The organism is Roseovarius tolerans, from assembly GCF_900109855.1.
In the GTDB taxonomy this organism is placed as follows: Bacteria; Pseudomonadota; Alphaproteobacteria; order Rhodobacterales; family Rhodobacteraceae; genus Roseovarius; species Roseovarius tolerans.
The window spans coordinates 91,744-103,897 of the sequence record NZ_FOBO01000006.1 but is presented as its reverse complement, the minus strand read 5'-3'; the positions used below and the strand labels follow the sequence as shown (position 1 = coordinate 103,897).

General features: G+C 66.7%; 11 protein-coding genes and 1 pseudogene. 5 read left to right on the top strand and 7 right to left on the bottom strand.

Annotation, left to right across the window (positions count from 1 at the left end; all coding sequences use genetic code 11):
- Positions 1 to 89: 89 nt before the first annotated feature.
- The 3 genes from BMX04_RS07735 to BMX04_RS07730 all read right to left on the bottom strand — a co-directional run bounded on the left by BMX04_RS07735 (position 90) and on the right by BMX04_RS07730 (position 3,310).
- On the bottom strand, positions 90 to 584 hold the full coding sequence (locus BMX04_RS07735; RefSeq protein WP_074785703.1) for a bacterioferritin: 495 nt from the start codon (positions 582 to 584) through the stop codon (positions 90 to 92).
- A 235-nt stretch (positions 585 to 819) separates the two neighbouring features.
- Positions 820 to 981 (bottom strand): hypothetical protein, encoded by a 162-nt coding sequence (locus tag BMX04_RS19385; protein WP_175477339.1) that lies wholly within the window; start codon positions 979 to 981, stop codon positions 820 to 822.
- A gap of 127 nt (positions 982 to 1,108) precedes the next feature.
- Positions 1,109 to 3,310: a primosomal protein N' gene (locus BMX04_RS07730; protein WP_074785702.1), complete on the bottom strand. Its 2,202-nt coding sequence runs from the start codon at positions 3,308 to 3,310 to the stop codon at positions 1,109 to 1,111.
- A gap of 102 nt (positions 3,311 to 3,412) precedes the next feature.
- On the opposite strand from BMX04_RS07730, the gene fsa reads away from it, so the two are divergent.
- The 4 genes and pseudogenes from fsa (at position 3,413) to BMX04_RS07710 (ending at position 7,732) form a co-directional block, all read left to right on the top strand.
- Positions 3,413 to 4,066 (top strand): fructose-6-phosphate aldolase, encoded by a 654-nt coding sequence (gene fsa / locus BMX04_RS07725; protein WP_050663660.1) that lies wholly within the window; start codon positions 3,413 to 3,415, stop codon positions 4,064 to 4,066.
- Between the two features lie 309 nt (positions 4,067 to 4,375).
- Positions 4,376 to 5,083 (top strand): DUF484 family protein, encoded by a 708-nt coding sequence (locus tag BMX04_RS07720; protein ID WP_074785802.1) that lies wholly within the window; start codon positions 4,376 to 4,378, stop codon positions 5,081 to 5,083.
- The gene (locus BMX04_RS07715; protein WP_050663662.1) at positions 5,080 to 6,000 is read left to right on the top strand and encodes a tyrosine recombinase XerC; all 921 of its coding nucleotides are present in this window, start codon (positions 5,080 to 5,082) and stop codon (positions 5,998 to 6,000) included. Before BMX04_RS07720 ends, BMX04_RS07715 begins: the two co-directional genes overlap by 4 nt.
- A 218-nt stretch (positions 6,001 to 6,218) precedes the next feature.
- Positions 6,219 to 7,732: pseudogene (locus BMX04_RS07710) on the top strand (YifB family Mg chelatase-like AAA ATPase).
- Here the strand turns inward: BMX04_RS07710 and BMX04_RS07705 are convergent.
- The 4 genes from BMX04_RS07705 to rsmI are packed head-to-tail and all read right to left on the bottom strand — an operon-like array spanning position 7,719 to position 10,879.
- Positions 7,719 to 8,597 (bottom strand): alpha/beta hydrolase fold domain-containing protein, encoded by an 879-nt coding sequence (locus BMX04_RS07705; RefSeq protein WP_074785701.1) that lies wholly within the window; start codon positions 8,595 to 8,597, stop codon positions 7,719 to 7,721. The pseudogene BMX04_RS07710 and the gene BMX04_RS07705 sit on opposite strands and share 14 nt — an antisense overlap.
- Entirely contained in the window at positions 8,594 to 9,529 is a 936-nt protein-coding gene (gene gshB, locus BMX04_RS07700; RefSeq protein ID WP_074785700.1) for a glutathione synthase, read from the bottom strand. Before gshB ends, BMX04_RS07705 begins: the two co-directional genes overlap by 4 nt.
- Before the next feature lie 58 nt (positions 9,530 to 9,587).
- Positions 9,588 to 10,007, bottom strand: coding sequence for a YraN family protein (locus tag BMX04_RS07695; RefSeq protein WP_074785699.1), 420 nt, complete (start codon positions 10,005 to 10,007; stop codon positions 9,588 to 9,590).
- Entirely contained in the window at positions 10,004 to 10,879 is an 876-nt protein-coding gene (gene rsmI, locus BMX04_RS07690) for a 16S rRNA (cytidine(1402)-2'-O)-methyltransferase (protein WP_074785698.1), read from the bottom strand. The genes BMX04_RS07695 and rsmI overlap by 4 nt, the downstream gene beginning before the upstream one ends.
- A gap of 86 nt (positions 10,880 to 10,965) precedes the next feature.
- On the opposite strand from rsmI, the gene BMX04_RS07685 reads away from it, so the two are divergent.
- Positions 10,966 to 12,141 carry a penicillin-binding protein activator gene (locus BMX04_RS07685; protein ID WP_050663668.1) on the top strand — a complete coding sequence of 392 codons (1,176 nt, stop codon included), beginning with the start codon at positions 10,966 to 10,968 and terminating at the stop codon, positions 12,139 to 12,141.
- Positions 12,142 to 12,154 lie beyond the last annotated feature (13 nt).

Below are 12,154 nucleotides of genomic sequence, written 5' to 3'. Positions count from 1 at the left end.
TCTGGCCTGACCAGAGGATCTCATGATTGAGGGATCCTCGGGTCAGGCCCGAGGATGACCTTGGGTCCGGACAACGGACCAACCGCCGCTCAGCCCGCGCCCTGATCGGCGCTCGTGCCACTCATGTAATTGGTCATGAACGCAGGCTCACCCAGCTTGCGCAACAGATCAAGCTGCAGGTCGAGCCATTCCCAATGCCCCTCCTCATCCTGCACGATCCGCTCGAACAGCGCCCGCGTGCCGATATCGTCGCTCTCGAAGGCCTGCCGCGCGGCCTTGGTGTAGAACTCAATCGCCCCGGCTTCCTCCCCCTTGTCGGCCTCGAAGAGCGCCTTGAGGCTCTCGGCCTTCTGCGGCGTCTTGGCAGCTTCCAGCTTGGGCACACCGCCCAAGAACATGATCCGGTCGATGAAGGCCCCGGCATGGCCCAGCTCCTCGTGCATCTCCTCGCGCATCTTCGCGGCCAGCTTGTCGATGCCCCAATCCTCCAGCGTGTGGGCATGCAGCAGGTATTGATGCACCGCCGTCAGTTCCATCGACAGCGCGGTTTGCAGATTCTCGATGCTCGTCGTGCGGTCAGCCATATTCGTCTCCTTTTCGCGGTTGCGCGTTTCAGCTTCCAGCTATGCAAGCATGCAGCTTTTGCAATGCGCTCCACCGACAGGGCGTCACTTCGCCACCTGGTGCCAAAACCATTCTCGCGAACCCCGATAGGCTGACCACGCCGTGACGGGCCAAGCGGAACGGACCCATCAACACGAGGACTGCGGCAAAGGCCGATCAGGTTTTCTGTTCCATGAAACAGATACTTATCAGGATTTAAAATGAACTGTGACCCGGTTCATAGCCGCCATTATTCAACACGGTCATCATGGCTCCACCGTCATATTTCAACACGGGGATAGAAACCATGAAAACCACTGCAATCGCCATTCTTGTCTTCCTTTCCGCAACCCCAGCAATTTCAATGGGGATCAGCACGAACTCCCTGACGCCAAGCTTGTGGTTTCCCGAACCTCAGCCCGCACCGACACAGGATGTCGTTTCAAAGAATGCGCTCGCCGAGACCAAATAACCCTGCGCGGCGCGATGTCTGGCGCTTTCGTCGTCAGTAAAAGCTCTGCGGGTCGATATCCACGCTCAGCCGTGCCTGCGCGGGCAGCCGCAACTGCCCGACCCAGGCCGACAGCGCGGATTGCAGCGCCACGCCCTTGGGTGCCTTCACCAAGAGCCGCACCCGGTGCCGCCCCCGGATACGCGCGATCGGCGCAGGCGCGGGGCCAAAGACCTGCGCCCCCACCGCCCGGATCGGCCCGTCCCGTCGCGCCAGTTCCGACCCGAGATCGAACACCGCCTGCATGTCGGGTGAACTGAGGATGATCCCCGCCATCCGCCCATAGGGCGGCACGCCCGCCTCACGCCGCGCCCCGGCTTCGGCCCGCCAGAAGCCTTCCTCGTCACCCGCGAGGATCGCGCGGATCACCGGGTGCTCGGGCTGATAGGTCTGCAACACCGCGCGCCCCGCCCGCTCGGCCCGCCCGGCACGCCCCGCCACCTGCCGCATCAGCTGAAACGTCCGCTCGGCGGCGCGCAGGTCACTGCCCTGCAACCCCAGATCGGCGTCGATCACACCCACCAACGTCAGCAGCGGAAAATTATGTCCCTTTGCAACGAGTTGCGTGCCGATGATGATGTCGGCGGCGCCTTGGGCGATCTCCACGATCTGCTCCTTGAGCGCGCGGGCCGAGCCGAATAAGTCCGACGACAGCACCGCGATCCGCGCCTGCGGAAACAGCGCGGCCGCCTCCTCTGCCAGCCGCTCCACCCCGGGGCCCACGGCGGCCAGCCGGTCCTCGGCCCCGCAGGACGGGCACGCACTCGGCACCGGCGCGCTCTCGCCGCATTGATGACAGATCAGCCGCTTCTGAAAGCGGTGCTCGACCATCCGCGCATCGCAATGCTCGCAGCCGATCTGATGACCGCAGGCCCGGCAGATCGTGGTCGGCGCATAGCCGCGCCGGTTGAGAAACAACAGCGCCTGCTCCCCCGCCGCCACCCGCGCATTGACCGCGGCCTGCAATGTCGGCGACACCCATCGGTTCGATGGCAGCGTCTCGGCCCGCATGTCGATCGCCGCCAGTTCCGGCATCACCGCCGCCCCGTAACGCGCCTCGAGATCCAGCCGCTCGTATTTCCCGGCCTCGGCATTGGCCCAGCTCTCAAGGCTCGGCGTGGCCGAAGCCAGCACCACCCGCGCATCGCACAAGGACGCCCGCAGCACGGCCATGTCGCGCGCATTGTAAAGCACGCCATCCTCCTGCTTGTAGGAACTGTCATGCTCCTCATCCACCACGATCAGGCCAAGATTCTGAAACGGCAGAAAAAGCGCCGAGCGCGCGCCCACCACCATCTGTGCCGCCCCCTGCCCGACCATCTTCCACGTCCGCCGCCGCTCGGTCATGGTCACGCCGGAATGCCACTCGGCGGGGCGCGCCCCGAACCGCGCCTCGACCCGTGTGAGAAACTCCGCCGTCAGCGCGATCTCCGGCAAAAGGACTAGTGCCTGACGCCCCCGCCGCAGCGTCTCGGCCACCGCCTCCAGGTAAACCTCGGTCTTGCCCGACCCGGTGACACCGCGCAGCAATGTGGTGCCATAGCCCTGCGACTGCACGCCGTCGCGCAGCCGCTCAGCGGCCTGCGCCTGATCGTCGGTCAAATCTTTCGCGGGCAGATCCGGATCGAGCCGCGCAAAGGCGCGGTCGCGCGGCGTATCCTCCTCGCGCACGGCACCCTGTTTCACCAGCCCCTTGACCACCGAGGACGTGACCCCGGCCATGTCGCTCAACTCGCGCAGCGTGAACCCCAGCCCACCATGCGCGCGCAGCACCTCCAGCACCCGCGCGCGGGCATCGGTCATCCGCGCGGGCGCGTCCTCGCCCGGCCGATAGACCTTCTGCATCGACGGCGGATCGCTCAGCCCCGGCGCGCGCGTCGCCAGCCGCAACATCGCGGGTAGGGGCGTCAGCGTATACTCCGCCGCGCAGCGCAGAAATTCCTGCATCTCTGCGCGCATCGGGGCCACATCAAGCACCCGAATGATACTGCGCGCCTTCTTGAGGTCGAACCCCCCGCGCCCCGCGCCCCAGACCACGCCCAGCACCTTGCGCGGCCCCAGCGGCACCTCGACAAAGGCGCCGTGCAGACATCCCCCCTCGGGCGCACGGTAATCCAGCGGACCCTCCAAGGGCTGCGCCGTCAACACCGCCACGAGCGCGCCTTCGTGATGAAACTCCGGCGGCTGTTCGGTCACGGGGCGGCTCCTTGCCTTGGGCGTCAAGAGGGGTTTCGGCAGGTTGATCTATGCGGTAAACGCGAAGCTGAAACAACCCAACCCGCCAGAGAGGGCAGGCCCATGAAATTCTTTGTCGATACCGCAGAAACCGATCAGATCGCCGAGTTGAACGAGCTTGGCATGGTCGATGGCGTCACCACCAACCCGTCGCTGATCCTCAAATCCGGGCGCGACATTCTCGAAGTCACCAAGGAAATCGCCGGCATGGTCGATGGCCCGGTCAGCGCCGAGGTCGTGGCGCTGAAGGCCGACGAGATGATCGCCGAGGGCCGCAAACTCGCGCAGATCGCCGACAACATCGCCGTCAAGGTGCCGCTCACATGGGACGGGCTCAAGGCCTGCAAGGTGCTCTCGGGCGAGGGAAACATGGTCAACGTGACGCTGTGCTTTTCGGCCAATCAGGCGCTTTTGGCGGCCAAGGCGGGGGCCACCTTCATCTCGCCCTTCATCGGGCGGCTTGACGACATCAATCTCGACGGAATGGACCTGATCGCGGATATCCGCCAGATTTACGACAATTACGGCTTCGAGACGCAGATCCTCGCGGCCTCGATCCGCACCGTGAACCACGCCTTCCAATCCGCCCAGATCGGCGCCGACGTGATGACAGCACCCCCCGCCGTGATCAAGGCGATGGCCAATCACATCCTCACCGACAAGGGGCTCGAGGCGTTTATGTCCGATTGGGAAAAAACAGGGCAGAAGATCCTCTGACCCGACGCCGCCCGGTCATCCTCGGACTTGTCCCGCCCCCCGTCATCCTCGGGCTTGACCCGAGGATCTCTCACCCGGCAGATCGTCCGGTCCAGCCGGACGGTGACAACGGTCAGTCACCCGCCCTCCACTGACGCGGCCCCGCGCCCGTCATCCTCGGACTTGATCCGAGGATCTCATGCCACAGGAGATCGTCCGGTCACGCCGGACGATGACGCCTTGGGGGGAGGATCGCGGCGCAGCCTCGAAATTTCTTGCGGCATTCCCCGCGTGATCTGCTATAACGTCAAAAAATACTCCGAGGCCCAAATGAGCAGCAAGCCCGAGATGAATGATCACCTGCGCGAAAAGATCATCGCGCAGCCCGATGTTATCCTTGACGATCAAGACCTTATGCGCGCCCTCATCGCCGCGAACGAGCGTGCCATGGGGGGCAATATCGTCGATCTGCGCGGCATCGCGATGGAACGGCTCGAGGCACGGCTCGACCGGCTCGAGGACACCCACCGCTCGGTGATCGCTGCCGCCTACGAAAATCTCGCGGGCACCAATCAGGTGCATCGCGCAATCCTGCGCATGCTCGACCCGGTGGAGTTCGAGACCTTCCTGCGCGATCTCGACGGCGAGGTGGCGCATATCCTGCGGGTCGATTCGGTGCGCCTCGTGCTCGAATCGGTACAAAACGACAGCGATCCGGCCGTGCGCCGCTTGGGCGATGTGCTCTCGGTGGCCGAACCCGGCTTCATCAAATCCTATCTCACCAGCGGGCGCGACGTGCCCGCCCGGCAGGTGACGCTGCGCCAGATCGAAGAGGGCGACATGCGGATCTATGGCCGCGACGCCGGATTCGTGCGCTCCGAGGCATGCCTGCTGCTGGATTTCGGGGCCGACCGCCTGCCCGGCATGCTGGTCATGGGGGCCGAAAACCCGCATCAGTTCAGCCCGCAGCAGGGCACCGACCTTCTGGCCTTCTTCGCAGGCGTGTTCGAGCGAACGATGCGCCGCTGGCTGTCATGATCTCCGCCGCCGCCCGCGACGCCCTGCAGGGCTGGCTGGCGGGGCAAAAGGCGCTCAAGGGGGCCTCCGACAATACACTCGACGCCTACGCCCGCGACGTTGCGGGCTTTCTGGCCTTCATGACCGAACATCACGGCCAGACCCAGGGCCTCGGCGCGCTCGCTCGCATCACCACCGCCGACATGCGCGCATGGATGGCCTTCACGCGGGGGCAGGATATCGGCCCCCGCTCGCTCGCCCGCAAGCTTTCGGCGGTCAAGAGCTTCTATCGCTGGCTGTCCGAACGCGAGGGCTTCGAGCCAACCGCCGTCCTGTCGATCCGCGCGCCCAAGTTCCAGCGCAAACTCCCGCGCCCGCTCTCACCCGAGGCCGCCAGCGAGGTGATCGAGACGCTTGAAATGCAATCCCTCACCCCTTGGATCGCCGCGCGCGATCAGGCGGTGGTGACGCTGCTCTATGGCTGCGGGCTGCGCATCTCCGAGGCGCTTGGCCTCACCGGCGCGGTGCTGCCGATCGGCGACACGCTGCGCATCATCGGCAAGGGCAATAAGGAACGGCTGGTACCGGTGATCGCCCCCGCCCGCGCGGCGGTGGCGCGTTACGCGCAGATTTGCCCCTATGACATGACCCGCACCGGCCCGCTCTTTTTCGGCGCGCGCGGCGGCGCGCTCGGCCCCCGCGCGGTGCAAAAGGTGGTAGAGCGCACCCGCGCCCAGCTTGGCCTGCCCGCCACCGCCACGCCGCACGCCATGCGCCACAGCTTCGCCACCCACCTGCTCAACGCGGGCGGCGACCTGCGCGCGATCCAGGAACTGTTGGGGCATGCCTCGCTCTCGACCACGCAGGCCTATACCGGCGTCGACACCGCCCGCCTGATGGAGGTCTATGCCCGCGCCCACCCGCAGGGTCGCGGGTAGCGGCGGGACCGTCGAAACGGGTTGGCCTGGAGCGGTCGTTGGATCAGCAAACCAGGCGCGGAATCGAAGCCGAAGGCCGCCGCAACATCGCCAGCCCGCGGCCTGGCAGTTGCGCGGCTTACGGCAATGTCCGGTCCAGGCCAACACACCCCCCGTTAACCTTTCCTAAACGCCTGCCGCGCTACGCATTAACCATGACGTAACCGGAAAGGACCCGCATGGTCGCACGCGCCTATACCGTGGCTTTCGAGGGGGTCGAGGCGCGCACGGTCGAGGTGCAATGCGCCATCACTCCGGGCGTGCCGGCCTTCTCGCTCGTCGGCCTGCCCGACAAGGCCGTGTCCGAGGCCCGCGACCGGGTGCGCACCGCGCTCTCCTCCATGGCCATCGCCCTGCCCTCCAAGCGCATCACCGTCAATCTCTCCCCCGCCGATCTGCCCAAGGAAGGCAGCCATTTCGACCTGCCCATCGCCCTTGCCCTGCTCGCGGCGCTCGAGATCATCCCCTCCGACGCCGCCGAGGGCACCACCGCGCTCGGCGAATTGTCCCTCGACGTCACACTCATCCCCGTCATCGGTGCGCTGCCCGCCGCCATGGCCGCCGCCGAGGACAACCGCACCCTGCTCTGCCCCCGCGCCTGCGGCGCCGAGGCCGCATGGGTGGGTGCCGCGCAAGTGATCGGCGCGGGCAGCCTCGCGGACGTGGTGCGCCACTATACCGGCCAAGCCCCCCTGCAACCGGCCGAGGCAGGCGAGGTGATCGAGACAGCCCAAGGCCGCGACCTGCGTGACGTCAAGGGCCAGGAACGCGCCAAGCGCGGCCTCGAAATCGCCGCCGCCGGACGTCACCACCTGATGATGGTAGGTACGCCCGGCTCAGGCAAATCCATGCTCGCGGCCCGCCTGCCCGGCATCCTGCCGCCCCTTACCGCCCCCGAGGCGCTTGAAACCTCGATGATCCACTCGCTTGCCGGGCTCCTCTCCGAAGGCGGGATCAGCCGCAGCCGCCCGTTCCGAGAGCCGCATCACACCGCCTCGATGGCCGCCATCGTCGGCGGGGGCCGCCGGGCGTCACCGGGCGAGATCAGCCTTGCGCATAACGGCGTGCTCTTCATGGACGAATTCCCCGAATTTCCCCGCACCGTTCTGGAAACCCTGCGCCAGCCGGTCGAGACCGGCGAGGTGATGATCGCCCGCGCCAACGCTCATGTGAAATACCCCTGCCGCTTCATGCTGGTCGCCGCCGCCAACCCGTGCAAATGCGGCTACCTTTCGGACCCGGCCCGCGCCTGCTCGCGGGCACCAAACTGTGGCGAGGATTACATGGGCCGCATCTCGGGCCCCCTGATGGACCGTTTTGACCTGCGGGTCGAGGTGCCGCCCGTGGCCTTCACCGATCTCGACCTGCCCGCCTCGGGCGACACCTCCGCGCAGGTGGCCGCGCGGGTCGCGACGGCGCGGGCGGTGCAACAGGCCCGATTTGCCGACCGGCCCGACATGCGCCTCAATGCCGATGCCGAAGGCGAGGCCCTGGAAGAAATCGCCACGCCCGATGCAGAGGGCCGCGCCCTGCTCACCCGCGTCGCCGACCGCTTCGGCCTGACGGCGCGCGGCTATCACCGGGTGCTGCGCGTGGCCCGCACCATCGCCGATCTCGACGGCGACAAGGCGGTGCGCCACCCCATGTCGCCGAGGCCGTCAGCTTTCGCATCGGCACCCTCAAAGAGAGCTGATCCACCCCGCCAGATCGCGCAGGGTCGCCTTGGCCTCGGGCAGCACATTGTGAAACAGCGGCCAGACATGCGGGCGATCGCGTTCGACATGCAGCACGCTTGTCACCCCCTGCGCCTCCAGCACCCCCTGCATCCGCACCGCGTCATCGCGCAGGATCTCGGTATCGCCGACGGCCATCCAGACCGGCGGCGCACCGGCATAGTCGCCCCGCAGCGGCGAGGCGCGCGGATCACCCGGATCCTGTCCGGCCAGAAACATTTCGCGCATTTCCCCGATCCGCCCCGGCGACAGCACCACGTCGCGCGCCGCATTTTCGGTGACCGACGCGCCCGAAAACGTCATGTCCGCCAGCGGCGACAGGGCAAACACCCCTTTCGGCGGCGCGATCCCCTGCTTCAGAATCTCGTGCAAGAGGGCCAGCGCCAATGCACCCCCGGCGCTGTCCCCGCCGAGGATCACCTCGTGCTCGGCCCTCAGCGCCCGGAAACAGGCCAGCGCATCCTCGATCTGCGCCGGAAAGGCATGGTCGGGCGCAAGGCGGTAATCCGGCAGGCAGGCGCGCAGCCCGGTCAGCGCCGAGAGCTTCGCCAGCATCGCCCGATGCGTGTCGGATGAGCCGAAGACATAGGCCCCGCCATGCAGGTAAAGGATCACCGGCCCGGCCCCGGCCGCGCGCGCCTGCGCCCATTGCACCGGAACATCCGCCAGACGCTCCCGCCGATAGACACTCCCCCACGGCGCATGAAAATAAATCTTCGACTTGATCTCGAACGAGCGCCGCAACCGCTCCACCGGTAACCGCGCCAGCGCCGGCTTCTCGAACCAGCGCAGATGCCGGTTCAGAAGCGCCAGTTGCCAGCTCATGCCCGCCGCGCCTCGATCGCGTCCCAGATCAGCCCCGCGCCATTGGTCCCGTCGAACCGCTCCAGCTCCTGCAAGCCGGTGGGCGAGGTCACGTTGATTTCCGTGAGGTAATCGCCGATCACGTCGATGCCGACGAAGACCTGCCCCTTGTCGCGAAGAAGCGGCCCGATCCGGTCGCAGATCTCGCGGTCGCGGGCGGTCATCTCCACCTTCTCGGCGCGCCCGCCGACATGCATGTTCGACCGCGTCTCACCCTGCGCCGGCACCCGGTTGATCGCGCCGATCGGCACCCCGTCGACCAGGATCACCCGCTTGTCGCCCTTGCTCACCGCAGGCAGATATTTCTGTACGATCAGCGGCTCGCGGCTGAACCCGGTGAACATCTCGTGCAGGCTCGCCAGATTGCGATCGGCCTCCGGCAGATGAAACACCCCCGCCCCGCCATTGCCATAAAGCGGCTTGAGGATCACGTCGCCATGGCGCGCCCGGAACGCCTTGATCGTCTCGATGTCGCGCGCGATGGTCGTCGGCGGCATCAGGTCCGGAAAATCGAGGATCAGCAGTTTCTCGGGAAAATTGCGCACCCAGAACGGATCATTGACCACCAGCGTCTTGGGGCTCAGTCGCTGCAACAGATGCGTGGTGGTGATGTAGAACATGTCAAAAGGCGGATCCTGCCGCAGCCAGACCACGTCGAACGCGCCGAGATCGACGGTCTGCTCCTCGCCAAGGTGGAAATGATCCCCCACCACCCGCTGCACCGTCAGCGGCCAGCCCCGTGCGGTGATCCGTCCCTCGTCATAGGCCAGCCGTTCCGGCAGGTAATAAAACAGCTCATGCCCCCGCGCCTGCGCCTCTTCGGCAAGGCGGAACGTGCTGTCGGCATTGATGTCGATCGGCCCGATCGGGTCCATCTGAAAGGCTATTTTCATGGGCGGCCCCCTGTTGCGATCCGCCACTTACATGCGTCATGCCGCGCAGAGGTGCAATTCAGAAATGCCCAAATGCGTTTTCCATCAGACGCAGATCGCCCATTCCGTTGACCAGAACCAGATCAAACCGCACCGATGCCAGCTGCCCTTCGGGCGTGTGGCCCAGATATTCCGACGCCGACGTGAAAATGCGCTGCACCTGCCCGTGACGGATCCGCTCCAGCGCCCGGTCGAAACTGACCGCCTTCTTTACCTCGCAAAACACGTAACTGTCGGGTTCACGCAGGATCAGGTCGATCTCCCCGCCCGTCCCGCGCCAGCGCCGTTCCAGCAGACGCGCGCCCCGCGCCTCATAGGCGCGCAACGCGGCATCCTCCGCCGCACAGCCCGACAGATAGGCCCGCAGGCCGCGCTCCCGGCGCGGCGCGACCTCAGCAACGACCACCGGGGCCTCGAAATCGAAACTCATCTGGCTCATTCCTCGCCTCCTTCATGCTCCGCCGCCAGCACCAGCGCCCGCTGATAGACCTTGCGCCGCGGTAGCCGCAGCCGTGCCGCCACCTGATCGGAGGCATCCCGCACCGATCCCCCCTGCAACGCCTCTCGCAACACCGTGTCTAAATCGATTTCACTAATATTTTCTGAATCCCCGCGCCCCACCACGACAACGATCTCGCCCTTGGGCGCCGTATCGGCACAGCCCCCGGCCAGTTCCGCCAATGTCCCGCGCCGCACCTCCTCGAATTTCTTGGTGATCTCCCGGCAGAGCGCCGCCGGCCGCCCCGCGCCCAGCACCTCCGCCGCATCGCGCAGCATGGCCGCCACGCGCTTGGGGGATTCGTAGAACACCAGCGTTGCGGGCACTTCGGCCAGCTCGCCCAGCGCGGTCTTGCGCTTGCCCGACGTGTTGGGCAGGAACCCCGCAAAGAGGAACCGGTCGGTGGGCAGCCCTGACAATGTGAGCGCCGTGATCACCGCCGACGGGCCCGGGGCCGACACCAGATCGAACCCCTCGGCCACCACCGCGCGCCCCAGGTCGAACCCCGGATCGGCGACCATCGGCGTGCCCGCCTCGGAGGCATAAAGCACCGATTTTCCCTCGGCCAGCGCCGCCATGATTCGCGGCCGCATGCGCGCGCCATTGTGATCGTGATAGGGCCAGAGCGGCCGATCCCCGAGGCTCAGCCCGTGAATATCCATCAACCGCCGCAGGCTGCGCGTGTCCTCGGCGACCAGCACATCCGCCGCCGCCAGCAGGTCGAGCGCGCGCAGCGTGATGTCACGCGCCGCCCCGATCGGCGTGGCAATGAGATACAGCCCCGCGGCCAGTTTCTGCTTGTCGGGATTCATCACTGGACCCGCTCCATATGACGGTTATGATCGTCCGCAATCGCGTCTGGCCTCAGGCACAACGCAACAGGGAGTGAGACCGTCACATGTTCGCCGTTTTAAACGTCATCCGCAAGCCGTTCACCCGCCTTCTCGCAGGGCTCGCCATCCTCACGATGGCCGCCGCCTGTCAGCCGGTCTCGACCGTGACCACCGGGGGCGGCGGCACACCGACACGCGGGGCCGTGCCGGTGGCGCTGCTGGTGCCGCACGGCTCGGCCGATGCACAGGAAAGCCAACTGGCCCGCGATCTCGAGAACGCGGCGCGCCTTGCGGTCTCCGATCTCTCGGGCGTGCAGATCGACCTGCGCGTCTACGGCACCGCCGGGCAGGCGCAACAGGCCCAGCAGGCCGCGCTCAACGCCGCCTCCGACGGCGCGCGCATCATCGTCGGGCCGCTGCATGCCGAATCCGCCAATGCGGTTGCCGTCGCCATGGCGCCGCGCAACATCAACGTGCTGGCCTTCTCCAACAACCCGACCATCGCGGGCGGCAATCTCTTCATTCTGGGCCAGACCTTCCAGAACACCGCCAATCGCCTCGCGCGCTATGCCACCGGGCAGGGCAAATCGCGGATCATGGCGGTCTATTCTGACAATCTCGCCGGACAGCTTGGCCGCGCGGCCATCGAACAGGCGGTGCGCGACAACGGCGCGACGCTCGCGGGCAGCGTCGGCTATGAATTCTCGCAGCAAGGCGTGCTGAACGCGGTGCCCAATATCCGGCAATCCGCCGAGACCAACGCCGCCGACGCGATCTTCCTCACCGCCAACACCGCCGGGGCCCTGCCGCTCTTCTCGCAGATGCTCCCCGAGAACGGGCTGGGCCCCGACCGGGTGCAATATATCGGGCTCAGCCGCTGGGACACGCCGCCGCAAACGCTGGAGTTGCCGGGCGTTCAGGGTGGCTGGTTCGCCCTGCCCGACCCGAACCGTTCGGCGCAGTTCACCAACCGGTTTCAGGCCGCCAACGGGCGCGCGCCGCATCCCATCGCGGGGCTCGCTTATGACGGCATCGCCGCCATCGGTGCGCTGGCGCAGGCCGGCCAGGATCTCGGGCGCGGCAGCCTGACGCAATCGGCGGGCTTTCAGGGGGTGAACGGCGTCTTCCGCCTGCGCGCCGACGGCACCAACGAGCGTGGCCTCGCCGTGGCGACGATCACCGACAACGCGGTCACGATCCTGTCGCCCGCACCGCAAGGCTTTGGCGGGGCCGGATTTTGACGCAGAGGTCCAG

What these genes read in the sequence shown, in the direction of transcription:
- BMX04_RS07715 (WP_050663662.1), top strand. Translation starts at nt 5,080, where the DNA reads ATGATCTCCGCCGCCGCCCGCGACGCCCTGCAGGGCTGGCTGGCGGGG.
- rsmI (WP_074785698.1), bottom strand. Translation starts at nt 10,879, where the DNA reads ATGAATCCCGACAAGCAGAAACTGGCCGCGGGGCTGTATCTCATTGCC.
- BMX04_RS07695 (WP_074785699.1), bottom strand. Translation starts at nt 10,007, where the DNA reads ATGAGCCAGATGAGTTTCGATTTCGAGGCCCCGGTGGTCGTTGCTGAG.
- BMX04_RS07685 (WP_050663668.1), top strand. Translation starts at nt 10,966, where the DNA reads ATGTTCGCCGTTTTAAACGTCATCCGCAAGCCGTTCACCCGCCTTCTC.
- BMX04_RS07720 (WP_074785802.1), top strand. Translation starts at nt 4,376, where the DNA reads ATGAGCAGCAAGCCCGAGATGAATGATCACCTGCGCGAAAAGATCATC.
- gshB (WP_074785700.1), bottom strand. Translation starts at nt 9,529, where the DNA reads ATGAAAATAGCCTTTCAGATGGACCCGATCGGGCCGATCGACATCAAT.
- BMX04_RS07705 (WP_074785701.1), bottom strand. Translation starts at nt 8,597, where the DNA reads ATGAGCTGGCAACTGGCGCTTCTGAACCGGCATCTGCGCTGGTTCGAG.
- BMX04_RS07735 (WP_074785703.1), bottom strand. Translation starts at nt 584, where the DNA reads ATGGCTGACCGCACGACGAGCATCGAGAATCTGCAAACCGCGCTGTCG.
- fsa (WP_050663660.1), top strand. Translation starts at nt 3,413, where the DNA reads ATGAAATTCTTTGTCGATACCGCAGAAACCGATCAGATCGCCGAGTTG.